The 26,484-nt window shown below is 45.9% G+C and carries 29 protein-coding genes; 4 read left to right on the top strand and 25 right to left on the bottom strand.

Annotated features, from left to right (window positions below; all coding sequences use genetic code 11):
* Positions 1–14 precede the first annotated feature (14 nt).
* Positions 15–1,547, top strand: coding sequence for a M20/M25/M40 family metallo-hydrolase (locus BM318_RS12665; RefSeq protein ID WP_092982952.1), 1,533 nt, complete (start codon positions 15–17; stop codon positions 1,545–1,547).
* Positions 1,548–1,553: 6 nt separating this feature from the next.
* Here the strand turns inward: BM318_RS12665 and BM318_RS12660 are convergent, their stop codons facing one another.
* The 8 genes from BM318_RS12660 to BM318_RS12625 all read right to left on the bottom strand — a co-directional run bounded on the left by BM318_RS12660 (position 1,554) and on the right by BM318_RS12625 (position 7,724).
* Positions 1,554–2,441 (bottom strand): pepsin/retropepsin-like aspartic protease family protein, encoded by an 888-nt coding sequence (locus BM318_RS12660; RefSeq protein WP_143099983.1) that lies wholly within the window; start codon positions 2,439–2,441, stop codon positions 1,554–1,556.
* A 10-nt stretch (positions 2,442–2,451) separates the two neighbouring features.
* Entirely contained in the window at positions 2,452–3,435 is a 984-nt protein-coding gene (gene add / locus BM318_RS12655) for an adenosine deaminase (RefSeq protein WP_092982950.1), read from the bottom strand.
* A gap of 24 nt (positions 3,436–3,459) precedes the next feature.
* Positions 3,460–4,266: an agmatinase gene (gene speB, locus BM318_RS12650; protein ID WP_092982949.1), complete on the bottom strand. Its 807-nt coding sequence runs from the start codon at positions 4,264–4,266 to the stop codon at positions 3,460–3,462.
* Between the two features lie 11 nt (positions 4,267–4,277).
* Positions 4,278–5,159 (bottom strand): glycoside hydrolase family 16 protein, encoded by an 882-nt coding sequence (locus tag BM318_RS12645; protein WP_092982948.1) that lies wholly within the window; start codon positions 5,157–5,159, stop codon positions 4,278–4,280.
* Between the two features lie 84 nt (positions 5,160–5,243).
* Entirely contained in the window at positions 5,244–5,702 is a 459-nt protein-coding gene (locus BM318_RS12640) for a pyridoxamine 5'-phosphate oxidase family protein (protein ID WP_092982947.1), read from the bottom strand.
* A complete protein-coding gene (locus BM318_RS12635; protein ID WP_092982946.1) occupies positions 5,699–6,271 on the bottom strand; it encodes a sugar O-acetyltransferase in 573 nt (190 codons plus the stop codon). The genes BM318_RS12640 and BM318_RS12635 overlap by 4 nt, the downstream gene beginning before the upstream one ends.
* 14 nt (positions 6,272–6,285) lie before the next feature.
* A complete protein-coding gene (locus BM318_RS12630) occupies positions 6,286–6,693 on the bottom strand; it encodes a hypothetical protein (protein WP_092982945.1) in 408 nt (135 codons plus the stop codon).
* 23 nt (positions 6,694–6,716) lie between these two features.
* Positions 6,717–7,724, bottom strand: a complete 1,008-nt coding sequence (locus BM318_RS12625; RefSeq protein ID WP_143099982.1) for a glycoside hydrolase family protein — start codon at positions 7,722–7,724, stop codon at positions 6,717–6,719.
* Positions 7,725–7,880: 156 nt separating this feature from the next.
* On the opposite strand from BM318_RS12625, the gene BM318_RS12620 reads away from it, so the two are divergent.
* On the top strand, positions 7,881–8,990 hold the full coding sequence (locus tag BM318_RS12620; protein WP_143099981.1) for an aspartyl protease family protein: 1,110 nt from the start codon (positions 7,881–7,883) through the stop codon (positions 8,988–8,990).
* Position 8,991: 1 nt separating this feature from the next.
* On the opposite strand, the gene BM318_RS12615 is transcribed toward BM318_RS12620, so the two are convergent.
* From BM318_RS12615 to BM318_RS12590, 6 genes are all read right to left on the bottom strand, one after another.
* Positions 8,992–10,743: a S41 family peptidase gene (locus BM318_RS12615; protein WP_245759849.1), complete on the bottom strand. Its 1,752-nt coding sequence runs from the start codon at positions 10,741–10,743 to the stop codon at positions 8,992–8,994.
* A gap of 67 nt (positions 10,744–10,810) precedes the next feature.
* Positions 10,811–11,605 (bottom strand): DUF6090 family protein, encoded by a 795-nt coding sequence (locus BM318_RS12610; RefSeq protein WP_092982941.1) that lies wholly within the window; start codon positions 11,603–11,605, stop codon positions 10,811–10,813.
* A gap of 3 nt (positions 11,606–11,608) precedes the next feature.
* Positions 11,609–12,529, bottom strand: a complete 921-nt coding sequence (locus BM318_RS12605; protein WP_092982940.1) for a TolB family protein — start codon at positions 12,527–12,529, stop codon at positions 11,609–11,611.
* A gap of 54 nt (positions 12,530–12,583) precedes the next feature.
* Complete coding sequence (locus BM318_RS12600; RefSeq protein ID WP_092982939.1) at positions 12,584–13,039, bottom strand: DUF1801 domain-containing protein; 456 nt, start codon at positions 13,037–13,039, stop codon at positions 12,584–12,586.
* Entirely contained in the window at positions 13,039–13,515 is a 477-nt protein-coding gene (locus tag BM318_RS12595; protein WP_092982938.1) for a hypothetical protein, read from the bottom strand. The genes BM318_RS12600 and BM318_RS12595 overlap by 1 nt, the downstream gene beginning before the upstream one ends.
* A 62-nt stretch (positions 13,516–13,577) precedes the next feature.
* A complete protein-coding gene (locus BM318_RS12590; protein ID WP_092983532.1) occupies positions 13,578–14,138 on the bottom strand; it encodes a hypothetical protein in 561 nt (186 codons plus the stop codon).
* Between the two features lie 184 nt (positions 14,139–14,322).
* On the opposite strand from BM318_RS12590, the gene BM318_RS12585 reads away from it, so the two are divergent.
* Positions 14,323–14,886, top strand: coding sequence for a CPBP family intramembrane glutamic endopeptidase (locus BM318_RS12585; protein ID WP_218155003.1), 564 nt, complete (start codon positions 14,323–14,325; stop codon positions 14,884–14,886).
* On the opposite strand, the gene BM318_RS12580 is transcribed toward BM318_RS12585, so the two are convergent.
* The 6 genes from BM318_RS12580 to BM318_RS12555 all read right to left on the bottom strand — a co-directional run bounded on the left by BM318_RS12580 (position 14,877) and on the right by BM318_RS12555 (position 19,887).
* Positions 14,877–15,509 carry a DUF998 domain-containing protein gene (locus BM318_RS12580; RefSeq protein WP_092982936.1) on the bottom strand — a complete coding sequence of 211 codons (633 nt, stop codon included), beginning with the start codon at positions 15,507–15,509 and terminating at the stop codon, positions 14,877–14,879. The genes BM318_RS12585 and BM318_RS12580 overlap by 10 nt on opposite strands.
* Before the next feature lie 52 nt (positions 15,510–15,561).
* On the bottom strand, positions 15,562–16,218 hold the full coding sequence (locus BM318_RS12575) for a hypothetical protein (RefSeq protein WP_092982935.1): 657 nt from the start codon (positions 16,216–16,218) through the stop codon (positions 15,562–15,564).
* A 152-nt stretch (positions 16,219–16,370) separates the two neighbouring features.
* Positions 16,371–17,201, bottom strand: a complete 831-nt coding sequence (locus BM318_RS12570) for a LytR/AlgR family response regulator transcription factor (protein WP_092982934.1) — start codon at positions 17,199–17,201, stop codon at positions 16,371–16,373.
* Positions 17,202–17,732 carry a DinB family protein gene (locus BM318_RS12565; protein ID WP_092982933.1) on the bottom strand — a complete coding sequence of 177 codons (531 nt, stop codon included), beginning with the start codon at positions 17,730–17,732 and terminating at the stop codon, positions 17,202–17,204.
* A gap of 50 nt (positions 17,733–17,782) precedes the next feature.
* Positions 17,783–18,280, bottom strand: coding sequence for a DUF2306 domain-containing protein (locus tag BM318_RS12560; RefSeq protein ID WP_092982932.1), 498 nt, complete (start codon positions 18,278–18,280; stop codon positions 17,783–17,785).
* A gap of 104 nt (positions 18,281–18,384) precedes the next feature.
* The gene (locus BM318_RS12555; protein ID WP_092982931.1) at positions 18,385–19,887 is read right to left on the bottom strand and encodes a serine hydrolase; all 1,503 of its coding nucleotides are present in this window, start codon (positions 19,885–19,887) and stop codon (positions 18,385–18,387) included.
* 185 nt (positions 19,888–20,072) lie between these two features.
* Between BM318_RS12555 and BM318_RS12550 the strand changes: the two genes are divergently transcribed.
* Positions 20,073–22,109 carry a fasciclin domain-containing protein gene (locus BM318_RS12550; RefSeq protein ID WP_092982930.1) on the top strand — a complete coding sequence of 679 codons (2,037 nt, stop codon included), beginning with the start codon at positions 20,073–20,075 and terminating at the stop codon, positions 22,107–22,109.
* Positions 22,110–22,152: 43 nt separating this feature from the next.
* On the opposite strand, the gene BM318_RS12545 is transcribed toward BM318_RS12550, so the two are convergent.
* From BM318_RS12545 to BM318_RS12525, 5 genes are read right to left on the bottom strand one after another with little or no spacing between them, the layout of a single operon-like run.
* A complete protein-coding gene (locus BM318_RS12545; protein WP_092982929.1) occupies positions 22,153–23,229 on the bottom strand; it encodes a serine hydrolase domain-containing protein in 1,077 nt (358 codons plus the stop codon).
* A gap of 60 nt (positions 23,230–23,289) precedes the next feature.
* A complete protein-coding gene (locus tag BM318_RS12540) occupies positions 23,290–23,952 on the bottom strand; it encodes a hypothetical protein (protein ID WP_092982928.1) in 663 nt (220 codons plus the stop codon).
* Positions 23,953–23,967: 15 nt separating this feature from the next.
* Entirely contained in the window at positions 23,968–24,480 is a 513-nt protein-coding gene (locus BM318_RS12535; protein ID WP_143099979.1) for a nuclear transport factor 2 family protein, read from the bottom strand.
* A gap of 30 nt (positions 24,481–24,510) precedes the next feature.
* Positions 24,511–24,984: a Dps family protein gene (locus BM318_RS12530; RefSeq protein ID WP_092982926.1), complete on the bottom strand. Its 474-nt coding sequence runs from the start codon at positions 24,982–24,984 to the stop codon at positions 24,511–24,513.
* A 56-nt stretch (positions 24,985–25,040) separates the two neighbouring features.
* On the bottom strand, positions 25,041–26,450 hold the full coding sequence (locus BM318_RS12525; protein ID WP_177218311.1) for an alpha/beta fold hydrolase: 1,410 nt from the start codon (positions 26,448–26,450) through the stop codon (positions 25,041–25,043).
* Positions 26,451–26,484 lie beyond the last annotated feature (34 nt).

Here is a 26,484-nt window from a genome sequence, read left to right as displayed (position 1 = left end):
TGTACATTCACTTCATGAACAAAATCGTCGCTCTTGTTTTCCTTTTAGTCGGCGTGGTAGGACATGGTCAACAGCTTCCACCAGAACGTATCAACGACCTGGCCGACCGCTATTTACCTGAAGGGATCGAACGCTTAGCCGAATTTTTAAAACTTCCGAATATCGGTTCCTCGCCTGAGGACATTCAGCGCAATTTAAATTGGTGTCAACAAGCATTCCAGGAGATTGGTTTCGAAACTGAGGTATTACTTCAGGATGGCATCAAGCATCTGCTGGCCCAACGCAATTTTTCTACAGATGCGCCAACAATGCTCTTCTATTTACAAATCGATGGTCAACCTGTTGATCCTGATCAATGGGAACAGGAGCATCCTTTCGAACCCGTATTCAAAGATTGCTCCTCGGGGAAGTGCGAATTGTTGCCTTGGGATCCCCGGAATATTAAAAAGTACCTGGAGGATTTCAATCCCGAATGGCGAATATTTGCGCGCTCTTCTTCTGATTCCAAAGGTCCGGCGGTGGCCTTGCTGCAGTCCCTTGGCATACTTGTTGAAAATGGGATTCTGCCGGCCTATAACATCAAGGTAATCATGGATTTCCAGGAGGAATTGGGATCTCCAACCCTTCCTGACCTGGTATTGGCCAATGCGGACGCCTTTGAGGCAGAAGGAATGCTCATTATGGATGGGACCCGCCCTCCTGGGAATCTTCCCAATCTCACCTTCGGAGCCAGGGGGATTGCAACGGCCCGACTTACGGTTTACGGACCTACGGAGAACCTGCATTCCGGACAATATGGGAATTATGCGCCGAATCCGGTTTTTGCGCTTTCCCGGCTTTTGGGGGCCATGAAAGACGAATCGGGGCGTGTCTTGATCCCCGGCTTTTATGATGGGGTAACCCAGGATTCCGGGTCGGCAAAAACGGACATAAAACTGAATCAGGAACCGGAAGCGCTGTTAAATCGATTAGGAATTGCTCGTCCTGAGGCTGTTGGCAAGTCTTATCATGAAGCCCTGCAATACCCTTCTTTAAACGTAAGGGGCTTACAGGCCGGTTGGGTAGGTTCGGAAGTTCGGACAATAATCCCGTCCCAGGCACTGGCCGAAATTGACATGCGACTTGTAGTGGGAACTCCTGCAGAAAAGCAAATTGAACTACTGAGGGATTTCGCCATCAGCAAAGGGTTTTATGTAATTGACCATGAGCCTTCGGCGGAGGAAAGACGTGCGCATCCGAAAATCATGAAGTTCGAGTATCGCATTGGTTCTCAACCCTTCAGAACTCCCATTGAATCTACTTTTGGATTGTGGTTATCGGCGGCTATGGAACAACAATTCGGGGCTGGACAGTATACTGTGGTACCTACAACTGGCGGGTCACAACCCATTGCTCCCTTTATAAACACCTTAGGGATTCCCGCTGTTTCCGTGCGTATTTCGAACCCCGATAACAATATTCATGGGCCCAACGAAAACCTCCGTTTAGGTAATTTTCATGAGGGATTAAAAATGTGTCTCTCGATATTGACGCGACCGGTGCGTTGATCGGTGCTAATTAACTTCGGAAGCGAACTTGATGCTAATGGAGTTCTGCGCGCTATTGATATTGATGATAGCGTTATGAAAAAGATTCATTCCTACGCGCACCTGGCTGCTTTGGTTTAAAGAAACCTCGACATTTTTGAATATCAAATCCCCGATGCGCAACTCGGGCAAGACGGCAACTTTTTCAATGATTGAACGCAAGCCTCCAATGGTATAGCGTTCCCTGGGGCGGTCTTCAAAGTCATATGTTTTGAGCAGCTCCGAGGCCAATGGACTGTCTATGGGAACGTTGAGCATGGCCACAGACCCCAAATCAACTATAGCTTTATGCACCTTCCCATCGAGTTCTATTCGCGTGTAATCTGCGCCGCTACTCCCTTGCTCCAGGGGAATCTCGGTAAATCCTTCGTCTGGAAATATTTCACTGGAGATAACAAACTCTCGCTTCGGCATATCGATTAGCCAATTTGTCCGGTCAATAATGGGCCGGCCAAGGATACCCCCGAAGTTGGGTATCTGCTCTTTCAGCCCTACATAATCCTCATTGGTAGCGAAGGTATTCCGGAAATCAACGTCACCGATTTTAAAGGATTTCAGCACTTCCGTCCCGGATTGAATTGTTCTGTTGCTCGCACCCCGAACGGTAACCCGACGACCCTTTGTCTGTGTTCTTTGAATGCTTGTTAACTGAGAGCCTGAATCAAAGAGATAGTTTTTTACCGTCCCCTCAAATTCGGCAGGAACCAGGATAATACCCTTGGTCGTGGTAAAGCTTACTTTTTCCGTAAAGTTCTCAGGTTCAACGCTTCCCCTTTGCATTTTGCGCGATAGGGAACAACCAAGGACTAAAGGAAATACAAGTAGTAATATGGCGTAATTAATCTTATTTGCCATGGATTCCGGATTAATAGGCAGCTTCAATGCGCCGCATTAATTGATCTTTTTGGGCTTCAGTAGCAAAAGAGTGGGCTATTGCCTCGATGTTACACTTTTTAAAGTGCTCCAGGCCCCAGTTGAAGGTCTTTGCCATACATTCGTACTCTTCGCTTAGTGTGGTATTGGAGATCGTCCGGCAATCGGTATTGATCCCTACCGAAATTCCATGATTGAAGAGGATATTGGCACTATGGTCCTCAATACGCTCAAAGACGTTTACCTGAATATTACTCGTAGGACATATTTCCAGGTGAAACTGATGTTCCCTGAGGTAATCCATCAACTTCGGGTCCTCTGTGCCTCTTACGCCATGGCCAATGCGGTCAGGGCGGAAGTTTTCAATGGTTTCCCACATACTCTCAGCACCTTTCGCTTCCCCGGCGTGGGCGGTACAGGGGATACCCTTATCATGAGCAAACCGAAAGGCTTCAACATGATTATCTATAGGAAACCCGGCTTCATCGGCTGCAATATCGAAGCCCACCACCCGGGTGCCCTTAAATGCTTCTACCAGCTGCACCGTAGTCATACTGCGGTCCTCGCCGTAATGCCTTAGGGTGCACAGGATGAGGTTCGCCTGGATCCCTGTTTTGGCTATACCTTCCTGGGTGGCCTGTTCTACTGCTTCCACTACCTCCCGGGGCGTTAGTCCTCCTGCTACATGGTGAAAGGGTGCAAATCGAATTTCCGCATAGATAATACGATCCGCCTCCAACTGCTCAAAAAGATCAAGGGTTACCATTCGCAATTGCTCCCGGGTTTGCATGAGTTTTACTGCCCGGTCGGCCCGGGTAATGTAGTCGGCCAGGTCGGTGCATTTCGCAGGGGCAATGAATTCCGCTTCGTACTGCTCCCTCGAAATCGCAGGATCTATTTGGCTAACGACATGGTAACTCAGGGAACAATCCAGGTGGAGGTGTAATTCTACTTTTGGAAGTGCCGAATAATCCATAGTTCGCTTTAATTACTAAGAAGGCTAAATCATTTTAGCCAGTATTTCTTTCATGAGCTTTGCTGCAAGAAAGGCGGTCATATCCTGGTGGTCCCGCTCGGGATTGTATTCTACAATATCTGCCCCAATAATCTCAACATCGAGTCCTTGAATAAGCTCAATCACCTGTCTGGAGCTCAAACCTCCTGCTTCGTGATGGCTTACCCCCGGTGCAAATGCGGGGTCAATTCCGTCCAGGTCCAGGCTCAAATACACCGGGTTTTCGAATTTGGAGATCGCTTGTAGCTCGAGATTGCGCATCTGGTGAATTTCCACCTGGAATTTTTCGGCCTGAGCGGCCTGGTGGGGGGTCAGGGTTCTGACGCCTACCTGTACCAATTTCCCGGCAAGCCCATCTTCCATGATACGTGCGAACGGGCAGGCATGCGAATATTTGTTTCCTTCGAATTCCTCGTAGAGATCGCCGTGGGCATCGATCTGAAGGATGTCAAACCTGGGATATTTTTTGGCATAAGCCTTCAGGATAGGGTAGGTAATGGAGTGATCTCCGCCCAGGGTTAACAGTTTCTCCCTGGCCTTGAGATTTCGGGTAGTGATTTCTTCAATATCGAAGTATTCTGAAACCTCAAAATCTCCAAGGTCTATCACTGCCGACTTTCCTTCCTCAAAGTCTGCTTCAACCACAGGTTCTACCCAAGTCAGATTTTCCGAGTACATATTAAAGGAGCCGCTGTGCAACGCCGCACGGATAAGGGGAGGAGCCAGTCGCGGACCCCGCAAGTAGGAAGAATGCGCGTCGAATTCAATACCCTGTATACCGATTTCAGTCATTAGGCTTGTCGTTATCGCCTGTACACGCGAACCCAGTCGACTAACATCGTAGCGCTATCTGCGTAATTCGCAGAATTACGATCCTCGAAAAACAATCCCCCTACCGCGGTATTCAGGACTATTTTTTGCTTTCTACCAAAGAACCGTGATATATTGTTTGAGCCATTCGCCCGGTAGGTATGAATCAATTCTTCATCAAAATAAATTTCGATCATATTTGCTTTCCAAACCATTTCATAAATATGGAAATCAGCTGTTAAGTCAATGCCGATATTATGTTCGGCCACTGTATTGGAATTGATATTGATCCCAGGATCAGGTCCATAAAAAATATTCGAAATATATTCCTGGGTTTCTCCCCCGCGAAACTCCAGGATATCGATTTCTCCTTGAGTAGGCCATGGGTCTCCATAGGTCCAGAATGCCGGCCACATGCCATGTCCGGCCGGTAGCTTTATTCGAGCCACAAAGCGATATTCGCGCTGTCCCTCAAAATTAGCAGGAGCAAATTGCATTTTACTTTCAATACGCCCGGACACGTATTCGAAGTCTTTGGGAGTGGCGTCTCCCGGCAGGGCCGGACCAGTGACAGCCTCCCGCTGAATAGAAATTTCCAACAACCCATCGGTAAGTTGAATTTGCTCGCCGCGATAGAATTGTATTTCTTCATTGAAAGCACCGGAATTCCAAATATTCCAGCGACTGAAACCCTGGTCAAATTCCTCTTCAAAAACCAGTTCCCAAGCAGTATTTCCTTGCTGGTTTTCGTCTGGATTGTCTGCAGCAGTGGGCTCTGAGTCAGTCTCATTATTAAGCGGTTGGTTATCACTTTGAGAGCATGAACTGATTGAAAAACAAAAAAGCGATAGAAAAAAGAACAGTGATTTACGCATCGATAGGGCATTTATTAAGCATTGTCTAAAGCTATTAAGAAAAGCTAAGAAAAACTACCGGAAAACTCCAGCCAGTGGCAGTGATTAAACTTCCAGGTTGTAGCGTCTTTTGGCTTCCTGAATCTGATCTGCTTCCTGCGTCTCCGGGTAAAAGAGGTAACTGGGAGCGAGGATGGGTTTGACCGATTCCACCTCCATAACTATAATCGAGCCGAAGGGAAACTTCCCCAAAGTCATATCTTCCAGGGTTTGTTTCATTTCCTGATACCCGGGATCGGACTCCGTAGCGATGCGCGCATTTCCTTTTAGCTGATAGCCTTTTTGGACCAACACTTCAACGAAGCTTAAGCAGACTTGCGGTTGTGTTTTAATATTGCGAACCGTTTGCGGGGAAGCAATATTGGCAATTATGACCTGGTCTTGCCCGAAGGCGGTGAAAATCTCTTTTGGGGAAACGTTGGGCATACTTTCTTCCGACACCGTAGCCAGCCAGCAAAGCACGCTTTGTTCCATCAGCTCCTTAATTTCCGGCTTAAGTATCACAGTTGTTTTTGGATTTTACAGGGATTTCCAAAGGCCAGGACATTGTCCGGGATATCCTTGGTCACCACACTGCCGGCTCCGATAGTAACATTGTCCCCGATACTAACCCCGGGGCAGATTACAGAGTTTCCGCCAATCCAGACATTATCTCCGATAGAAACCTGCTTGGCCGAAGTACGATATGGGGTTTGCGATTCTGGTCCCAGAATACGATCAGCGGCCTTGAGCGGATGATCGGCAGTATATATCTGGACGTAGGGCGCTATGAGCCCGTTCTTGCCAATGGTTATTCTGTTGCAATCCAGAAAAATGCAGTTTGCATTGACAAAGGTGCCGTTCCCTATGGTTATATTTTCCCCATAGTCACATAAAAAAGGAGCCTCTATCCAAACCTTTTCGCCCACACTACCCAGCAACTCCTGCAGGATTTGTTGTCTCCTTTCAAAATTTTCGGAATCAAGGGAATTATATTCGGCCCCGAGCCGCCTGGCTTTGTGATACATCTTCAGTATTTCCGGGTCCCGGGAATCATAGAGTTCCCCATTCAGCATTTTTTGTTTTTCGGTCATGGAATTCGTGAGGCTTAAACGGTCAAAGGCTTTGGTTCAAATCGCTGCAGTTTCTCCTTGAGTAAATCCAGGGAACCCGGGTCAATAATTTGCGTATTGATGATGAGGTCTTTCCCCCCTGTGGTCTTCAGGATCAGATCCCCGGCAAAGTATTTAATGCGTACCACCTCGTCCCAGGCTATCCGCCTTCCGAATAAGCCATTGGTTCGGATGTAATTTTCAGTAAGGACGAGGTATTTTTGAGTAGTGCAATACCAGTAATTCCCAAAATACCATAAACTCAATGCCAACCAGGCATAAGCAATCCAATCTTTCTGCTCGGTAAAGAACAGGTTTGCCACAAAGAACAGGAACCATACCAATCCCTGCAATAGGATTACCCTCAGGAATTTCCGGGTATATGCGATTTTTGTTTCAGACATCTGATTCGTTATCGACGTTATTTTCATTCCCAATTTAAGGGATAATCTGCCTCGGCGTATCCGATAAGCCAGGGCCAGTATTCGGGTTCTTTAACACCGTGGTACCAAATCCGGAATTTGCCGTTTTCAATGATCCCATCAGGGGCGGTAACTTCACTATCCCATTCAAATAGTGGATCGACTATAGCCTCAGGGTAAATTTGATAACTCCCTGAAAAGGAATTAGATCGTGCGATGCCTATACTCCTATCTGTAGAGAATACAATGTACCACCAGCCATCCTCTGATTTCATTAAGGTGGCTTCATTGATATCGGGACTATAGGTGACCTCCGAGGGACTGATTATCGGGGCTGCGATTTTTTCCCATCGTATTCCATCGGTAGAGGTGGCGCCGAGTATGCGTATCCCTGCATTCGGGCCTGTCCAATTGTCAGCCACATTCCATCCGGCATAAATCATATAGTAGGTCCCATTTTCATAAACGACCCCTGGGCTGGTCATAGCATGGCGGTCCAACGTATTATCATTGGAAACATCTCTTTGGATTATGGGAGCCTCGATACTTTCGGCAACGCGCTCAAAGCGCAGACCATCCCGGGAGGTTGCCAGGCCTATCTCGTAATTTTCGGCTTGAGGGGTATCTCCTTCACCTTCCCGGTAGCCCGTGTAATACATCTTAAATTCTTCGTTGACTTTAATTACCTCAACGGTTTCCAGGACATTATCCCAGGCATCGGGACGCTTTTCTAATGCGATAAAATCAGAAGACGCATTGGTTGGTCGCATCCAGTTTTGACCATTATCTAAAGAATAAGCCAGAGCGATTCCTTCTTCAGCGGTATAATAGAGCAGCAGGGAATCTCCGCTTTTCAGTATTGATGGATCCCCGGCTAAACCAATTGGACTACTGTAAACCGGCGACTCAGTCCTTTCAAAAATAGATTGTTCGGACATAGGGTCGTTTGCGGATCGGGAGCAGCACAATAACAGGCAGCTGACGAATCCTAACGTGAGTACGATCTTTTTCATAACAGGCAATTTTTCAAGCAATTACTACAAGTTATGAATTTTACAGTTGTGTGGGGATAGCAAGGCGACTTATCAATCTATAGGGCAACTCGTCGGGAATCTCTTTACATCTCTACTTACAGCACTTAAGTTGTGATCGAATCAAAAAAACACACCATGAAGAAGATCTATGTTGCTTTAATTTTACTTTTTGCCCAAACCTTTACCCAGGCTCAGGAATTATCGACCTACATCAGCGATGTGGTCGCTCGGGATCTGGATCGCTATGCACCTGGCTTGCAAGCCTATGCCAAGGGGGAATATCAAAAGGCTTTTGAAGGCCTGAGTGCGGAAACCAAGGCAGACGGGCAGTACGACTTCCTAAATAAGCTTCGCGGGTACGCGCTTGTTTATCAACGCGATCAGAACCTGCTAGGAAGCAAGCTCAAAGAAGATCCGCAATTATTAAATGAATTCTATCAATTCTACGCAACTCAACCTGCAATGGAAATTGCACTTGAGGGAAAAACGGCTACACCACTGGATAAAAATCTGTTCACAGCCATTTTAAATGGAAAAGATACCCTAACCGTGATGTTGGATACGGGTGCAGGAGGAGTGGGAATCAATGCAGAATGGGTTCGTAAATACAATATGGATCGGGATACTACGATAGTGCGAAGTGGATCGCTCCCTGCCTTTGGAATAACCTTTGAAAAACATCCGGTATTGATCCCGGAGATTCAAATTGGATCGATGATTATGACCAATATTCCCGGGAGTTATACCGCTCCGGATTCGGAATCTGGAGGAGAATACACCGGGCCAAAGTTCGATATGATTATGGGTCTGGACATTTTCCTTGGTTTTATAGAACAGGTAACATTCGACTGGACTACTAATGAATTGGTTTTCCACGAGAAAACTGAAATGACAGAAGGTCTTCCATTTATTTTCTATGGTAGCAAGCCCATAACTTCAACTACCTTAAGGGGAAAGAAATACACAACTGTACTTGATACAGGTTCCGGGGTGGATATCATTCCACCTGAGATTTATTTGAAGGATTATTCCAAAAAGGAGGAAAAGACCTACGAGCAATACAGTTATGTACTCTACACATTGCCCGTAGAACTGCCGGGCACCAAAATCACAGAACTGCAAATAGGAGATTTTACCCGGGAATTCGACCTGGTCCTGGATGGTTTGCCGGTACCTTTTCTCATTGGGCATAAGCACCAGAAAATGTCCTTTAACCTGGCACAAAACCGGGTGATAATAGAATAAGTCAGCGTTTTTGAATTAGCGCAAGGGCCTGCTCGAGGACCACATCACGGCCTTGTTGCAGGTCTTCCTTTTTTATAGGCACCACTATATCAGGCATTACTCCTGTATTGGGTTGTGGTTCCCGGCTAAATCCTCCCATAACCGGGCTGTCGATTTCGATTTGGGAATGAGGCAGGGTTAAAAAAATGATCTGCCCGCCATTGATATCGTTCAGGTTTCCCCCGGTTTCTCCACCGATCATCACACCGAGGTTCTGGGTTTTAAATCGAAGGGCGGTATAAAAAGCCAGGGAAGTGTTGGCAGGACTGGTAAGCAAATAGGTGTTCCCTTCATAAATCGGCTTCTTACTCTTTTTACGATTTCCCTCCTCCTCAAAGATGTAATATCCTTCCTCGGTCATTGCCGTTTTAGGCTTTAACTCATAGTACCAGGGATTATCCCCCCAGGTACGGATATGGGATTTCAGGGATTCCGGGAATGACTTGTAGCGCGTCCGTCCCTCCCGATCGTAAGCCGGCATGGTTCTGGCCAGGTATTCAAACAGTTCTATCGCCATTTCATCGTTACCTCCGTTATTCTCCCGGATATCAATAATGAGGTTGGAAATACCACTATTCCGAATTTCGGAGAAAGCCGCATCCAGAAACGCTTTATAATCGATAGTCATTGCCTTCCAGCCCATCAGACCAAAGGAATTCAGCGTAAGTTTGGCGATTTCCCCAGGCAGGATTTCAAAGGACCACATTTCGTCCCGGGTTTCGGGAAAATCCGGATATCTCGAAGCGAGTAGGGCCGACCGGTCTTCCCGGGTTAACGTAGTCACGGTAATAGCTTTGGTATCGGTTTCCCCGGGTTGTCTAATTTCCAGTTGAACTTGATTGTTCTCTATGGGATAAAGCAAGGGGAAGAAAATATCGAAGGCGTTGTACCGGAAATCGTACCCGTTTATTTCCATTTTGTATTCCCGATTCTTATCCGTTGCTCCATCGGCTCCTATATAAGGAAGCATTTCCCTTTTTATATCTCCCACCGGAATACCGTTTATGGCCACAATCTCAGTGCCTCGCTGCAGTTCGTTCTGCTGAGAGGCATTTTCTTTTAGGATCATCTCATCGCCAAACCACCGAAAGGTAAAAGGCAACTTATCGGGTTGGTAGTGAATTATGGAATTAATGATCGGGGTCTGATTATTAAAACCCGCTTTGGTATGATCGCATTGCAGGGTTGCCATCATTCGGGATACGGCCAGATAGGCTTGCTGGTGGGTTTGGGGTTCGCTAAAGGCTCCCTTAAGCCGATCCAGTGCTGCCTGGATCTCAGATTTTGATTTATAACGATAGGTGCCCGGATGAAGATCCAGGACCAGGGTTTCCACGAGTTTGTAATCCTCCAGGAGGAGTTCGGGAGGAATGGGTTCTAATTTGCTGATGTCCAGGACCTGTTCCCGATTCCACTTCGCATTGACTGTGATAAGCTCCCCGGTAGCCGGTAGTTTGAGACTGCGATTGGGCGTGTTTTCCCAGATAACGTCATTGTCCCTTTCAAACAATACGAACTTGTACTCCAGGTCTGCCCCGGACTGGGGAAATGTAAGCTGAATCGAATACCCCGTGCCCGAAGGTTGTAGCACGGCAGAACTTTCCCAGCTCAAAGGGGCCGTATTCCCCCTGATCCCAACATTTTCGGTCCCTTCAGGAATATCTTCTACGAAAAATGTTACCTCAGTTTGAGCATTTAGTGTAAAGGACAGCAAAAAAATGAAGCAGGGAAACAAATTCTTCAAGGCAGGGAGTATTAGCGGTTTTCCTACAAGATACAACTCAATCTGCGATCTCCTGATCTAATATTTCCAGCATCTGTTTTATCCGGCTGCGCAGGGTTTGGGATTGGAGGTTGGTATTCTCAAAAAAGGAGATGGTCCAGCTAACCAAACCTTCCAATTCAACATCGAAGAGCACGGCTTGCAAATCGACAGTTTTTTGGGTAGGCCCCATAGTGAACTTATAATTCAAATTTCTATCCTTCTCAAGAGCTTCGATGGGGGAATATCCCTCTTGCCAAACACGATTGTTAACATTTCGGGCAATGCCCAATCTAGTCAGGCAGGGCGCGGTAAATTCAGTTCGTATTTTTTGAAATTCTAGTTCCAATTCCTGAACCTGATAAACATCTGATGACCAATTAGAAAGAATTCTAACTAGTTCCTGGTTCCTTATCAGCCGGATTTTTTCTGACCCTACGATATCATTTTTAATGGGATCAAAAGTTGGATCGAGCACCAAATGCCAAAGCGCATCATAAAGTTTATCTGAAGTTACCTCTTCCGGATTGTCGATATAGCTGAGCAATTGGTGGCAGGCCTCAATGCCTTCCTCACGCATAAGAACCTTTTCGTCTAATTGCGCGAGATTGCTCTGGTATTCCGCGCGTAGTTGTTTTAAGATGAGTTGCTCCTGCGCCAGGTCTTTTTGCTTTTCATTCCAATTGTTTATCGAAAGCGCTATCAGGATACCAATTACCACCAAAATGATTTCCCCGATTGCATAAAGCAGATACTTGCTTACTCTGTTTTCAGCGATCAATTGCTGGCGGATTTTACGGAAGAATTTGATCATGCACTATGGATTGTGGATGGAGGCTAAATTGAGGAATTCTGTCTCAACAAAAAAGATGCCCCATTCCCCATACTCGTAGTTGCCCAGGTTCTCGGCCCGGCTAAAGAAAAAATACTTACCATCCCTGGAAAACCGTGGACTGCTCTCTTCATTAGTAGTATTCACAAGCGGGCCAATGGGTTTAGCCTTACTCCAACCGGTTTCTGTGCGCTTGGAGACAAATATATCTTCACCGCCGGCACCTCCCGGTGCTCCATAGGAGTTGAAAACCAAATACTGACCGTCCGGGGATATCACTGCGGAATACACCCAGAATTTCTCATCATCAAAGAGTCCTGTAATGACTTCAGGCTCCGAATAGGCTCCGTCCTTTAATGTTGTTTGATATAGTTTAATGCTTTCAGAACCTCGATTCATGGTAGTGAAGTAAAAGGTTTCGTTGTCGTTACTAAAGAAGAAATTGTTGTTGGAGGATGGCCATTGTTCCCCGCTTACCTGCACTTGATTGATGGGTTCGGGCAGGGGTTCAGGCGTACCCCATCCTGAGGCTGTCTGTTCCATGACCCAGATATTCATATCGAAATTACCCTGATTTGGTTTGCCGGGTAAGGGCCTTTCAGACCCAAAGTAGAGATACTTCCCGTTAGGCGTAATCATGGCTGTTTCGTCCCGGTTTGTGGAAAAAGGTGCGCGCGTTGGATTGGACCAGTTCCCTGCTACGAAATCGGTTTGATATATGGCTTGTTTTTCGCCGGGCGCCCGGCGGGAAAAGTAAACGCGACGTCCGTCTGCCGAAAAAGTCAGTTCAAATTCACTATTATCTTCCGTGGCAATTATACCGGGTGCAAAGGGAACAGGTGTAGCAACCACATCTTCGGAATAGTTGACCGCTGGGGGATTTGCCTCGTTGTTGCAACTGATCATTAAGAGTATTATCAGTAGCGAAATAGGATACTTTGTTATCACGATTTTCTGGTTCTAAGTGGGTCTTCTTTTCTTATCCGAAATACTCATTACAATGCTCTTCGGTTCTAAGTTTGCTTCAGATAAGGAAGGGTTTCTGTTTTCGGCTATTCCCAATGCTGCGTAGACCAGTGTTGTCACAGCACTTTCAGGGAAATCCTCAATGTTTTTGACGCTGAGGTGTCGGATGAGTTTGCCGTTTCCACTTAAAACTAAGGAAGTTTTAGGTAATTCCGATCCCCGGTTAAAACCAAAGTTTACGTGATTTGCATAAACCGAGAGATGGCAGAAAGCATCCTTAAGTTGCTCCGATAAGGAATAAGCGATGGCTACGGCATTGTAGTTGTCCCAAATGAGCTCATTGCACTGAGGAACAGTTTTCAGAATAAAGTCCCTGAGTTCCAGGACTAATTGCTGAATAGCATTGCCGTAGGGCTGCAAAAATGTAGTGAGTTGTGGATGTGGCTCCATCAGGATTTGATTTTACCTTCGAATCGCATTTTTTCATTTCCCTTTTGAATATCGATCTGGCCTCCACTGTCTATACTGAAGGAAATTTGGAGCAAGTAGCGTTCTCCTTTAATCACACAACTGAAATCTGCCTGCAGACTCCTTGTCTGATCGTTCCATCGCGTTTGATAGCCTTCCAGAACCCCAACTGTTCGTATTCTAGATTTGTCCCCAGTGGCATTCACCCAATCGATTTCCTGGATACGCACTTTCGAAGGTTCGATGGCGAAATAACCGCCGGTACCGTTGTATGGGGTATAGGGCAGTACTATTTTTTCGGTTTGGAAAAAGAAAGTGGTATCGATCATCGCTTGCTTATAGCGCTGATACTGCTCTGTTTTACGCTCTTCTTTGCTCTTTTTTTTGGACTTTTTTTGAGCAAGTCCAACTTGCATTGTTCCAAGTGTCAACGCTATGAGTATTATTGTTTTTTTCATTGGGAGATGAATTCATTTTTGCAGCAAAAAAGCATCGCTTTACCTGCATTTAATTTCCGGGCCTAGTTATTCAAAGGAAAGGTAACCCCTATGGTGAATGCCCCGGCGAATTGTTGTACGGTTGGTTGAAAGAAATACATGAATCCCAGATCAAAGTTGTTATTCCGACCAAGTTCCAGGCCAAACGAGACCGGTAGGTGATAGATCAGCCCACTTCTTTCAATGGAATCAAAGAAAGTTTGTGTCTCGAATTTACCAATGGAAGCTCCAATACCCGCTTCGATGTAGGGAGCAACCCAGCGAATGGGAGCCCTTATCCTGGCCTTGCCGCCGATTAAAAATGCTTTGGATTCTGCAAGCTCTGCGGTAGGCGTTCCATCGATATCCCGGCCATCGGAATTGGTAATCAGTATCCCGGCATAAGGCCGAAATTCCACCCAGCTGGCGGCCGAAAGCACTAATTCTCCCTGAGCAAAAAAGCCTGTATCCGAGATATCGTCTAGACTGTTGTAGGGGACACTTATACCATAGCCTAGTTGCGCGTTTATCGCTTTTTCTTTAATGAACTGGGCAGAAACCAGGTTGGAAAACAACAGTGCAATTAGGATGTGCAAAATTCTCATAGGATGGGGCATCATATTATTTTGACTTACATTTATCAAGTTAGGATTTTTCTCTGGACCTATGTTAGGAGTTCTCGTCGTATTTGCACTTTCCTGGCTGCTTCTGTGGCTTTTTGCAAAGGAGCACATCACCTCGCTTGGTATTTCACCTACTCTTCACAGAATTAAAGTTTTTTCGGTAGCGATGATCCTTATGGCGGTTTTCTGTGCCTTGAATCTTTTGGGACAGGCTTATTTTCAGGACACCTCCTACATAAGAAATCCGGATTATGGAATTAGTGAAGCTCTTTTTGGCACCTGGTGGACTTTCAAGGCAGCATTATTTGAGGAGCTCATATTCCGGGGTGCCATCCTTTACCTCTTGATTAGACGACTTGGGATTAAATGGGCATGTATTCTCAGCGCCGTAGCTTTTGGTATTTATCATTGGTTCAGCTACCAGATGTTTGATCGTGGCTTGATTCCGATGATTTACGTCTTTTTGCTGACTGGTGCTGCTGGATGGATGTTTGCCTTTGCCTTTGCCAAATCCAAATCTCTATGGCTTCCGCTAGGCTTGCATTTTGGATGGATTCTGGTAAGCATTGTAATACTATCGGCAGGACCCTTAGGGGATTCCCTCTTTGTGTTGAAGGAGGAAGGGCTTGAACTGGGAGGATGGGAACAACTGCTCTTTTTCCTATGGCAAACCCTGGTTGTACCCGGGGTAATAACCTGGTACCTGATAAAGAAATACAATCAGCCCTGAATTTGCTTTCCAGAGCGCAAGGCAAATGCACAGGAGAACACCCAAAGGACAAAGGTGGCTTCGACCACTCTTTGAATCAAACCTACGTAATCCGATTCGCCCGCACCAATCAATAAACCCACGGAGGCAAAACTCAGGAAACCGAGCATTATCGCTTGTCTTGAAAACTTCCTGAATTGATCGGATTTATTGGTCCCAACTCCTGTAAGCAGGATACAAACCGGTGCAAAGAGGTAGGTGAGTATTCCCATCAGGTTGTGGATCAACTGTGAAATGCTGGGATCTATTAAATCCGTATTGCATCCACTGTCGCAGGGGAAAATGGATACGACAACCGTGGCCAAACCATAAAATATGCCGATACCAATAATGTTGACCCGGGTCAGCTTAAAACCGCGGAAGTAGGGCGCAGCTTTGAAGCAAAACAGGGCGATCAATATTCCACTTGGAATGTATCCAATGGCCCTTAAATACCCTCCATACGCGGTGTCTATGGCATAAGATTCGCTTATGAGCTGGCTTACCGGACTATATCCTTCAATCAACAACCCACCGACAATCGCCGTCAGCACAAATAGGCTTACACCAATTATTCCGATCCAAAATATCCGATTTGTGTTCATCAAGCATGAGTTAACCCCGATTGATCTATCAGGCTACCTGCAATATAGGAACTTAGCGCTTGGGGAATTTCTTTAAGCCATAGAAATAGGTGTAAATCATAAATCCGATAATAATCAGTATTCCCAAAGCAGAAGGAATGTACTGGCTATGCGGTTGGTATTGCTCCAGGACCGTGCCTACAAAGGCCGAAAGCAATGCGGAAAAGGCACTAGTCATCTTATAAATGTGTTCGTAAAGCCATATTCTGTTGCGAACATATTTGTCCGCAGGGATCAGGAACTTGAGCATGTCGTAAGTAACGACCAACAGCAATGCCCCTACAGTGCTGTAAATAATTACAGGAGCCCAAATCATTCCAATGGACTTGAAATAGTACAGAAAGTAGGTCAGTACCAAAATACTGGTAAGAGCAACCAGGATGTCCAGACGCTTTATCCGATTGGTTTTATTTTGTAATACCCGGTATCCTGAAAAAGAAACATACCCGCTCAATACAGTAATGACGAGGAGAAAAACATTTCTCCCATAAATGAATACTCCGATTAAACCGGTTAGGATAACAATGCTTATTAATCGAAGAAAGAATCTGCCACTTACGTTATGAATTTTTCCGCCTTTAAGGCTGAGCAGGGCAACAAGTCCCAGGAGCAACGCTATTGTCCCTGTGACCACGTGGAGTACAATGTTGGCTTTATGTGCTATTTCCATAGTTACGGTATAAGTACATGCAAATAGCAGTAAATCAATAAGGTACGAAAGGGAAATATGGTAAGTGACCCTTAATTCAAGTAAGCGATACCCAATTCTTGGTGAATGGATATTGAATCATTAGGCTAACGACAAGGTTCACTCTGTCAGGTCTATTCGATCTTTATGAGTTTTCGAATGTTGGCGGTATAGCTCTTACTACTTGTAATCGGCGCAACCGGGTTTGGGAATGCGATCTGATAACGTCCATTTAAATGCGGACGAATCTGTGTGATATGATATTGATTTACAATATACTTCCTGTGCACCCTGGAAAATCCTTCGCTCAACCGGGACTCCAGGAAGCGTAGGGAGTAGTCGCATAATTTTCGTTGTCCTCCAGTAGTATGAACAAAGGAATAATTGTCATGCGCTTCGAAATAAACTACCTGATCCAGGTCTATGAAATGGATATTTTCGCCTTGTTTAATGGGGATTTTGCGAATAGGATCGTTTGCAGCGACTTCTGGATCGTTGCCCTCGGGCAGCGGGATATCCTGCTCACTAGCTTCGGATCCGGAAGTCTTTTTTGAGACGTCAAACTGAAAGAAGCTAAACCCCAGAACCAGGGAGATAATACTATTATATAAATACATTTTCCCTGCCGATAACGGCTTGTAATCCCCTCCGCTGAAAACGGAGGACCGGATGATTTGCTCGGTTTCGGTGGCAACCAGGGCGGCTAAGACAAAGAACAAAGCCACAATCGCATAGCGCTTCCAGGAAGGTTTCAGATTGCTTTCTAACCAGCTTCGATTGGCACCGAGGACAACAAGCACATAGCCAATAATCAAGCTGGTCGACATGGCCTGGATGGTCCATTGTAACCAATTGTTTTCCCCATGCATTACGAAATTCGCGCTACCAATTCCTATACCGACCAGTAGAATCTGAGGTAAGAACTTTAGCCCCTTCTTAAAATTGAATCCGGATTCGTTCATCATTTACTGATAGAGCACATAACGCGGCGGCTGAATTCCATTTAGACGCAAGTAGACCAATAGCTGTGCCCGGTGGTGTGCTATATGATCTGCAAGAAGCATTAAAATTTGGCGTTTGGAGCGGTCCAGTCCAAAATAGTCGAGGCGTTCCCCAAGCCGATTTTGATCAAATTCCAGTATGAATTTATGGGTTATGGCGAAGGTCCGTTCCACCGTGGCCATCATTTCTTCCTTGGATTTGGTATGCACCTTGAGTTCATTATCGGTTTCCCAATCTCGGGCCGGGCGCTCCCCCAGGAGCGACTGACTGTGCCAATCCATGGCCCAGGAAATATGCATCAGGTGTTCGGCGAAAGAGAGCGATTGTGGGGTGGGCTTGTAACCGTAATGCTCTTCCGGCATCAATTCCGCTACCAATAGGGTATACTTTTTGGAATTTTCAAAGCGTTCGAGGTATTCTTCGATGTAGGTATCCTCCTGGGCATATAATAAAAAAGGAAATATGAGTAAGAGTGAAGTGAGCAGGCTTTTCATTGTAGTGCAATATGGATGGAACTACCTTGAAGATAGGGAATCTCTTTGGCTTACTTAACCCAACCATATGCTTCTTCCCAATTCCCAATCTTCCGCTTAAAATAATAGGCGCCAATAAATCCTACTAAACCAGCCGATAACCCTACTATTCCGTAGAACATTCCAAAATTGGTATCGATTCCGACAAGTCGTGGGACGCGGGTTAGTATCTCGGCGATAAAAGCACTGTAAAGTCCAATTACCGACCAGTACATCCAGGCGAGGTGGCGCACTATGGCATTCTTTACTCCCTTACGATAAAGCGGGAGCATCCCCAGGATTAGGGTAATTGTGCTCACCAGCGCAAAGAAGTGCAAAATCCCAAAGGAATTATGCAGTCTGTAAATCATGAAAGAGGTGGCGCAAACCGTAAGCATGGCTATCCCGTAGACCCTGCCCGTTCTCCTGTGCCACCGGGTACCCTTGGTTTTTGCAAGAATTAAGCTGCCGCTCACCAGAGCGACCAGTGCTGCGAGGGTGTGAATCCAACCTGTAAAATCGTGCGGCATGTTTTTTATTTAAAGATGCCCATGAGCCGGGGATATCCACAAGTTAAGGTACCGAATTGTAGAAATTCTGGGATGAATTGTAACTAAAAATCTTTACCTGGATTTTATCGGAAAGGCGCAAGGGCGGCTTTGGCTTTCTCATACTCAGGATTGATTTCAAGGCATTTCTCATAGTGTGCAATAGCCTGGAGCGTATCTCCCAGGTGTAAATAGGCATTTCCGAGCAATCGCCAGGCATAGGTGGATTGGTCGTTGAGATCCTTATAAAATTCGAGTACCTCCCTGGTCTCATTCCAGTATGCTGCATTTTCCAGAATGGCTCCCGTACTTAGGATATCGTCGTCGTCAACGTAATAGTTATCTGTAGTATCGGCACGGAGTTCTGCCCATTTCAGACGTGCAGCTTCGATACCCCCTTCCCGGTATGTTTTGGAAAAGGGATATTTAGCGGAGACTGAATAAGTTTTCAGATCGTCCGCGAATAATATTTCAGAAGCTGCATTGATTATCCTGCCAGTTCTTGAATAATCCCTGTTTGCCATGACCACGATTGAAACGGAATCTTTTGGATAGAGATAAATAATAGCTTCAAAACCGGTGTCCTGTCCCTGATGCATTATCACTGGCCTGTCCAAATAGGACTGCAAAAACCAACTAAGCCCGATATTATCACCCCAGGGGGTGGCAAATTGAGGGGAAAGCATCTTCTCATAATGGTCTTTACCCAAAACCTCAATACCATTTATTTCACCATGTGCAAGATTTAGTGTGGCCCAAAGCATCATGTCTTCGAGGTTGGTCACCAAGCCGGAACTCGGGAACAACCGCTCGTTGTAGGGATAAGGGGTCCAAGGCTGGGTTTGGAGCCCATAGGAATAGGAAAGGGCCCAATCCTCTGGCAGGGTATCTTTGGGTTTCGTGTAAACGCTTTCGGACATTCCTGCTGGAACCAGGATTTCTTTGGTGACGAATTCCGAAAAGCGCATCCCACTTACTCGTTCGATTAACAATCCCAGTAAGTCGTAGGCCGAATTACTATAGCTGTATTGCGATCCGGGTTCGAACTCTAATTGTATATCGCGTAAGAGATCCAGGTTCTCTTCCAACGCCCCGGGGCCGAAACTCGGATCTGTCCAATCTGCAGTTTTAATGTTGGCCGGAATTCCCGAAGTGTGGGTAAGAATGTTTCTTATGGATATGTTTTCATACCCCTGACCTGCCATCACAAATTCAGGAATATGCCTTTTGATTTTATCTTCGAGCCTGAGGGCTCCAATATCCACGAGTTTGAGTATGGCTGCTGCAACAAACGGTTTTGAAAGTGAGGCGATGTGGAATTTGGTTTTGAAGTTGACAGGAATCTTCTTCTCTGCATCGGCATATCCAAATGACCTGGCATAAACAGTCTGATTCCCCTTGGATATGCCTACTACCAATCCCGCCTTGTTATCGGTCTGTTCTCGTAAGCCAACTATGTACGGAGTGAGCAGGCTATCCAGGCGACTTCCCGACTCCCCGGCCAGAATTATCGACTCTTCTTTCACAGCCACTTCCGGAGCACAACTGACTACGATAAGTAGACAGCTTAGTAAGGATATATACTTCATTTTGGTTGGTTTTTATCTCTGCCTACATAAAGACCTATTTAGTTCGATAGCGTTACAGTTACGGGTATTTGTCTGACTTTTCTGGCCATTTTGTTAAACTTTTTATAAAAAAGATTAAACAAAAGCAACGTTGCAATTTACATCCCATCAATTTCCCAGTAACTAATTCTATCTAAAAAAATCCTATGAAACACTTTGTGAATTTTAAATCGACCTTACTGCTCCTGGCAGTTACCCTTTTCGCATTTTCATGCGATCCTAACGACGATGACGATCAAATGCGTGAGATGGACGACAATATTGTTGTTACCGCGCAGAACACTGAAGCCCTTAGCAACCTTGTTGCCGCTCTTTCCACCGCAGACGAAAATGAAGATTCCGACCTGATCGCTACTTTAAGTGGAGATGGTCCCTTTACCGTATTTGCCCCAACTAACGAAGCCTTCACCGCGCTGCTGAATTCTCTGGATGGATTTGATACCCTGGAGGATTTCGATACCCCGGAAGAACGAGCCATTTTGGCAACAATTCTGCAATACCACGTAATTGCTGGTGCTGCGGCTGCTTCGACTGACCTGAGTGAAGGGCAGGAGCTGACTACTGTTCAGGGTGAAATCCTTACGGTTTCCCTTGAAGGCGGTGTATTCATCAATGATGCAACCGATGTAGATGCCGAAGTCGTTATTCCGGATGTCACTGCTTCCAACGGTATTGTTCATGTCATAGACAAAGTGTTGGTACCTCAGGCCATCCTCGATGCGTTGGCAGGAGAGGAAGACGATATGGAGGAAGATTCTAAAAACCTCGTAGAAATCGTTGTGGAGACCGAAGCGCTTTCTGTTTTGGAAGCTGCCGTAATCAAAGCTGACCTGGCCGGAACTTTAAGTGGTGATGGTCCCTTTACTGTATTTGCTCCAACTGACGACGCTTTCCTCGCCCTGCTCGATATCCTTGGAGACGATTACAATAGCCTGGACGATTTCGATACGGAAGCCGAACTGGCGCTGCTAACAGATATCCTCCTGTACCATGTTATTCCTGCGCAAGTACTCGAAGCCGATTTGGCCGAAGGATCAGTAGGAACTGCACTGGCCGATAATTCCCTGGAGATAATCGCTTCAGGAGATACTTTTGTAATCGGGGATGCTTCTGATGTTAATGCCAATATCACTGGAACCGATATCCTCGCCTCAAATGGCGTTGCCCACACCATTGACAAAGTGTTACTACCTCAAGCTGCCATTGATTTTGTAGCTTCCTTGCAAGCCAAAAACATTGTACAGATCGCTCAGGAAACCGACGATCTCAGTATTCTCGTTGATGCCCTGATTGCTGCCGACGCCGGATTGGTGGAGACCTTGAGCGGCGACGGGCCATTTACCGTTTTTGCCCCAACCAACGAAGCCTTTGTGGCACTACTTGATGCCCTGGGCGATGACTATAACAGCCTGGACGATTTTGATACCGATGAAGAAATCGATCTGTTGGTAGCTATCCTTACTTACCATGTAGTTTCCGGAACCGCTGCCTTTTCAACAGATTTGAGTGACGGACAAATGATCCCGACCGTAAACGGAGGAGATGTAACGGTTCGTATTAATTCTAATGGCGTTGCTATAGAAGATGCTTCCGGAGGGCGCGCCCATGTAGACATTGCGGATGTTGAAGCCAGCAACGGGGTAGTTCATGTAATTGACAAAGTACTTTTGCCCCAGGAGGCCGTAGACTTCCTCGCGATGATGCAAATGAAGACTATTGTTGATATTGCCACGGAAACCGACGACTTGAGCCTTTTGGTCGATGCACTGGTGCAAGCCGATGCTGGCCTCGTGGAAACCCTGGACGAAGGTGGACCCTTTACCGTTTTCGCACCTACCAACGCAGCCTTCGCGGAGTTACTGGATATTTTAGGACCAGACTACAGCAGTCTTGCCGATTTTGATACTCAGGCCGAAAAAGACCTCCTGGTAAAAGTGCTCCTTTACCATGTGGTATCCGGCGCTTCCTTTAAGGCAGATCTGAGCTCGGTTAGTAGTGTTACTACTCTTCAGGGGGAAAACATTGGGGTGAATATCCGAAGCAACGGGGTTATTAACCTCGAGGATTTTTCCAACGATCACACCCAGGTAACCACTGAGGATGTGGAAGCCCGAAATGGGGTGGTACACATCGTAAATAAAGTGCTCCTGCCTCAGGAAGTAATTACCGCCTTGGGATTATAAACGGCCCTTGCAACCCGTTTTAATTCAAGAGCCTCCTGAATTTTCAGGGGGCTTTTTGTCTTTCTGAATAGCCTACCAGATTAGAAGCATAAGTCGCTATCTGCGGATAGTTTCCCGAGGTATTGGACAGTACAACTACAACTGTTTTAGATTTTGGGACGATCATGAGTTGGCTTGTACAGCCGGTTTGCCCGCCGCTATGACCTATGACTACATTTTCAATTGGCGCGGGACCATAGAGAAACCAACCCAAACTGTATTTGTTCCCATCGTATTCCACAGGCTGGGGCTGAGTCATATTTTCCAGGACCTCAAGGGGAATGAGTTTTCCTTCTAACAAGGCATTTCCAAACTTCAAAACGTCTTCCAGTGTACTGTGAAATCCGCCTCCGGGAATTCGATTGCTCAAATCGTTTTGTTTACCAGCCTTTGCCTTTCGACCGTTATTGTGATAGAGACAGGACTTATTGGGATAGCTCTTGCCTATTTCCTCAATTGTAGTATTGTTCATGCCGGCCACCGCAAAGATGTTTTTCTCCATGTATTCCCAATAGCTCATATCGGCGGTTTCCTCAATGATGCGTCCCAGGATAACATACCCATAGGTCGTATAGAAATACTTTGAGCCCGGCTCAAAGAGCAAGGGTCGGTTAATAAAGACCTGCATGGCTTCCTCCAGTGTCCCGAAATGTTTTGTGTTTTCTATTTCCTTTTCGTCCAGGTATTGCGAAACACCCGAAGTATGAGCGAGCAACTGCTTGGTAGTAATTCCTTGCTTATCCTGGGGGAGGTTTTCCAGGTATGTGGAAATAGGAGCCTCGAGATCGAGAACGTCTTTTTCGGCCAGTTGCATGATGGCCACTGCCGTGAAATTTTTGGCTATCGAGGCTATCCGGGTTAGCGTTGAAGTACTAAAAGCATCGCTTTCGCCTTCGCATAAAAAGCCTTCAGCCCCTGACCATACCAGTTCCCCGTCAATGGAATACCCTGCTGCGATTCCGATATTCCTTTTCTTTCCAGTAAGATCAGCCAAGGCAGTCTCGGGATTAAAAGTATCCTGGGCGGATAATTGAAAGCCAAACAAGAGAAATGCAACGAGACTTTTCGATATGGTTTTCATAGTTTCTGAATATGAGCGCTTATTTAAAAGACGCTAATTCCCGCTTTATTGTTGCCTAGCTCAATATGCAATAGTCAACTTTAGTGGTTCAAAGCTTTTAATTTTCTCTTGTCGGCCCTGATCAAAATACAAAGTCAGCCAAACCCGATTTGACGGTTTAAAGAATACCTGCTCCGAATGTTTAAAAAAGTCGGTGTATTGTTGACTGGAACTTTCCGGATATTCGAATAGTGCCTTGTCCAGCACGCTTATCCCATTTCGATGGGATTTTGGCTCGTTTTCGTATTTCTTCGGCCCTTTAAAAGGCAGTCGAAATGTCCAGGGCAGTTCTGATTGTTCTTCATTTTTTAGTACATCTACGGCCATGCCTTGAGGAAAGTAATTGGGCTGGTAGGGGAAAGCATCGGTAAATAAGGCATCACTTTCTTTGGTATTAACAAGACATAATCCGAAAGGGGAAAAGCCATGGTCTGAATTTTTCGCTCGAACCCCTAATCCGCTGGAAAGTGCAGGCTCACTATTGATTTCCTTAGGATTGTGGACCCATAGTATTTCCAGAAAGAAGTTTTCAAAGTAGAATTTTCGATTAGTTGTACCCTGTCCAGCATGGACACGACTACTACCTTCTGTCAAACCAAATTTGACCAAGTCATCGGCTATTTCTCCGTCTGGATCCGTAAAAATGAATATATGGTCAACTCTCACGATAGTCTCTTGGCGCATTAGGCGCTGCTACACTTACTTATTGTCAAACCCATAGATGGTCGTGTGCATCCCGGCAATTTTCCATTGACCGTCTATCTTTTCCATTAGGCGAGTCTCCCGCTTTAATCCCCGAATTGAATCCATTGCCTCATAGCTTACCCAAGCTCCATTGCCATACAACCTGACGGCGATTTCATCGAGAGGTTGTGGGGCAGGTTCCGGGTCAGGATGTTCCAGAAAGAATTCCCGCACAAACCCATCTACTTCTTCCCATCCTCTGGTTTCCGTAAAGGTATTCTCTGGAAAATCGATATAGGTCTTGGTCACAAAAGGGCTATGCACCCACTTCGCTTGCCAGCTATCATAGTCCCGGGAAAATGCAGCAGCCGTTTCCGCATTGAGGGTAGCGAGGATTGCGGCTTCCTCTTGTACTGCAGATGGGGTACTTGCACTAGGCGCACGGCTTGACTCAGTACCTTGCCTGCAGCCTGTAAACAGGATCAGACCTATAATCAATGCAATTGTTGATATGCTTTTAATTTTCACGCGCTTAAGTTCTATTTAGTGGAGCTAACATTAACTCAGATAAGCCGAATACATCCAAACAAGCTTCTCCTGCTCCCGGATATAATCGCTCATAAGTGCGTTGGTGCCTTCGTCATTTATTTCGGCCGACAGGTCCAGAATGTGCCGTTGCTTCGTAAGCAGCGTTTTGAAGGCACTCAGGATTTGCTCGATTGCCTTTCGGCCATCAGTGACCTCCTTGCTTTCAGGTATATCTGCTTTTTCGAGGTATTCTGTGAATTGGTGTTGCGGGCTGTATCCGAGGGTCAGAATTCGCTCCGCTACTTCATCGATCTTCAAAAAGAGGTCGTTATATAATTCCTCAAATTTCAGGTGCAGCTCAAAGAATTTGTCTCCGCTAATATTCCAGTGGTATCCACGCGTATTTTGATAAAAGGTGGAATAATTTGCAAGTAAATCGTTAAGTAGCTGGGCCAGTTCCTGGCTTTTTTCGGTGTTCAGTCCTATTCTATTTAGACTTGCCATATTCTTTTTTCTTCTAAGTTACCACACTTAAACGAATAATCCTTTCAATCCAAGAGTTAGTTAAAGGGTACTGGATCCAGGACAATACGGGTTTGAGCTATGCGGTTCCCCTTGAAAAACTCAAGTATGGTATTGCCGATTTCGGGAGACTGCATAAACAAATCGTGTCCGCCGTTTTCTATAACGAGGTGTTGCCCTTTTGTAAACTTATCGGCTAGGGCTTTCCCGCTGGTGAGATAGGTTCTCCCGTCAAGGGTTCCGCTTAACAACAAGGCCTGGACATCGTTATTTTCCATGCGACGGAATGCTTCAGGGAGCATGGGAAAGTCAAGGCCGGTCATCATCTCGTAGAGGAGGAAATTTATTGTGCTCCCATATAGCGTATTGTTTATTTGCTCGTTGATCTTTTGTGCCCGCTCACGAGACATTCCGCTTTGCATATCCATGGCAAAAGGCATAGGCCTGATACTATTCAGGACATAGCGCTTAATCACCATTACATTTGCAGCAATAGCGCTAAAATCACCAGCATACATTTCGGAATAAAGCTGGGGCAAGTTTTTAGAATCCGATGGGTTCTTAAGGTAAAAAGTTGCGATGGTGGCTTGCAACTCGAATAGCGAAATCCCTACTGTATCTACATTTCCCTGTCTGTTGATAAAAGTGCCTGTGGCCGGTTGATTTGCGAGGCGATTGTGGACGGCATTTATAGTATCCAGCAGGTTGGGGTATTTCGTTTCCGAGCCAAAATTATCTGCAGCAAGCGAAGCGATATGTTTTACAAATTCCTCCGTGTTTTCAGGAAGTTTAATGGTTTCATTGGGTCCTTCCAGACTGGCAAGTACCATTCGGTCAATCGTATTTTCAAAGAGTCTGATGTATTCGAAAGCCAGATGTGAACCGTAGCTGATACCCCAAATCGAGATCTTTTCCGAGCCCAGTGCCTGTCGCAGGGCATCGATATCTATTGCATTTTCGGTGGTATTGTAAGCGCTAAGGTCTACTTTTTCTCCTTCCCAATAGTCCATACAGCTTTGGGCATTTCGAATGGCCTTCTCGACGTATTCTGATTTTTCGATTGCCTTTTCGAGTTGGAATTCGGCGCGATAGGGACAGTCCGGTAAGCGCTGTGACATTCCCGTTCCTCGTTGATCAAAGGCGATAACATCGGCCACCTGTCTGAGCTTCATAAATAGTTCAAACCGCCTGCCTCGAGCTGTCCCTGTCCCTGAGCCCCCAGGACCTCCCGCCAAATAGACTATGGGAGTACCAGGATTCGGATTCGTGCTTTTAAATCGTACAAAGGCCAATTGAAGGGAATCCATGCCTTGTTCGTTTCGATTTTCTGGAACATAGAACAGTCCTAATTCTGCCGAAACCGTATCTCCCGCTCTGGAAATGAATTCATAGGGTTCCATAGAGAGCTCTTGGCCAGACAAGAAGGCACTTTGCAATAGCACTGCCATAAGAAATAAATATCTTGAACTCATTGGTATTACG

This window comes from Robiginitalea myxolifaciens (assembly GCF_900115205.1).
In the GTDB taxonomy this organism is placed as follows: domain Bacteria; phylum Bacteroidota; class Bacteroidia; order Flavobacteriales; family Flavobacteriaceae; genus Robiginitalea; species Robiginitalea myxolifaciens.
Note: the sequence above shows the minus strand (reverse complement) of the source record. Positions and strands in the feature narration are given on the sequence as shown.

What these genes read in the sequence shown, in the direction of transcription:
- BM318_RS12645 (WP_092982948.1), bottom strand. Translation starts at nt 5,159, where the DNA reads ATGCGTAAATCACTGTTCTTTTTTCTATCGCTTTTTTGTTTTTCAATC.
- BM318_RS12570 (WP_092982934.1), bottom strand. Translation starts at nt 17,201, where the DNA reads ATGATGAACGAATCCGGATTCAATTTTAAGAAGGGGCTAAAGTTCTTA.
- BM318_RS12550 (WP_092982930.1), top strand. Translation starts at nt 20,073, where the DNA reads ATGAAACACTTTGTGAATTTTAAATCGACCTTACTGCTCCTGGCAGTT.
- BM318_RS12610 (WP_092982941.1), bottom strand. Translation starts at nt 11,605, where the DNA reads ATGATCAAATTCTTCCGTAAAATCCGCCAGCAATTGATCGCTGAAAAC.
- BM318_RS12530 (WP_092982926.1), bottom strand. Translation starts at nt 24,984, where the DNA reads ATGGCAAGTCTAAATAGAATAGGACTGAACACCGAAAAAAGCCAGGAA.
- BM318_RS12630 (WP_092982945.1), bottom strand. Translation starts at nt 6,693, where the DNA reads ATGTCTGAAACAAAAATCGCATATACCCGGAAATTCCTGAGGGTAATC.
- BM318_RS12605 (WP_092982940.1), bottom strand. Translation starts at nt 12,529, where the DNA reads ATGATCAGTTGCAACAACGAGGCAAATCCCCCAGCGGTCAACTATTCC.
- BM318_RS12625 (WP_143099982.1), bottom strand. Translation starts at nt 7,724, where the DNA reads ATGAAAAAGATCGTACTCACGTTAGGATTCGTCAGCTGCCTGTTATTG.
- BM318_RS12555 (WP_092982931.1), bottom strand. Translation starts at nt 19,887, where the DNA reads ATGAAGTATATATCCTTACTAAGCTGTCTACTTATCGTAGTCAGTTGT.
- BM318_RS12600 (WP_092982939.1), bottom strand. Translation starts at nt 13,039, where the DNA reads ATGGAGCCACATCCACAACTCACTACATTTTTGCAGCCCTACGGCAAT.
- add (WP_092982950.1), bottom strand. Translation starts at nt 3,435, where the DNA reads ATGGATTATTCGGCACTTCCAAAAGTAGAATTACACCTCCACCTGGAT.
- BM318_RS12540 (WP_092982928.1), bottom strand. Translation starts at nt 23,952, where the DNA reads ATGCGCCAAGAGACTATCGTGAGAGTTGACCATATATTCATTTTTACG.
- BM318_RS12635 (WP_092982946.1), bottom strand. Translation starts at nt 6,271, where the DNA reads ATGACCGAAAAACAAAAAATGCTGAATGGGGAACTCTATGATTCCCGG.
- BM318_RS12660 (WP_143099983.1), bottom strand. Translation starts at nt 2,441, where the DNA reads ATGGCAAATAAGATTAATTACGCCATATTACTACTTGTATTTCCTTTA.
- BM318_RS12585 (WP_218155003.1), top strand. Translation starts at nt 14,323, where the DNA reads ATGATCCTTATGGCGGTTTTCTGTGCCTTGAATCTTTTGGGACAGGCT.
- BM318_RS12545 (WP_092982929.1), bottom strand. Translation starts at nt 23,229, where the DNA reads ATGAAAACCATATCGAAAAGTCTCGTTGCATTTCTCTTGTTTGGCTTT.
- BM318_RS12665 (WP_092982952.1), top strand. Translation starts at nt 15, where the DNA reads ATGAACAAAATCGTCGCTCTTGTTTTCCTTTTAGTCGGCGTGGTAGGA.
- speB (WP_092982949.1), bottom strand. Translation starts at nt 4,266, where the DNA reads ATGACTGAAATCGGTATACAGGGTATTGAATTCGACGCGCATTCTTCC.
- BM318_RS12575 (WP_092982935.1), bottom strand. Translation starts at nt 16,218, where the DNA reads ATGGAAATAGCACATAAAGCCAACATTGTACTCCACGTGGTCACAGGG.
- BM318_RS12560 (WP_092982932.1), bottom strand. Translation starts at nt 18,280, where the DNA reads ATGCCGCACGATTTTACAGGTTGGATTCACACCCTCGCAGCACTGGTC.
- BM318_RS12525 (WP_177218311.1), bottom strand. Translation starts at nt 26,450, where the DNA reads ATGGCAGTGCTATTGCAAAGTGCCTTCTTGTCTGGCCAAGAGCTCTCT.
- BM318_RS12595 (WP_092982938.1), bottom strand. Translation starts at nt 13,515, where the DNA reads ATGAAAAAAACAATAATACTCATAGCGTTGACACTTGGAACAATGCAA.
- BM318_RS12620 (WP_143099981.1), top strand. Translation starts at nt 7,881, where the DNA reads ATGAAGAAGATCTATGTTGCTTTAATTTTACTTTTTGCCCAAACCTTT.
- BM318_RS12565 (WP_092982933.1), bottom strand. Translation starts at nt 17,732, where the DNA reads ATGAAAAGCCTGCTCACTTCACTCTTACTCATATTTCCTTTTTTATTA.
- BM318_RS12590 (WP_092983532.1), bottom strand. Translation starts at nt 14,138, where the DNA reads ATGAGAATTTTGCACATCCTAATTGCACTGTTGTTTTCCAACCTGGTT.
- BM318_RS12580 (WP_092982936.1), bottom strand. Translation starts at nt 15,509, where the DNA reads ATGAACACAAATCGGATATTTTGGATCGGAATAATTGGTGTAAGCCTA.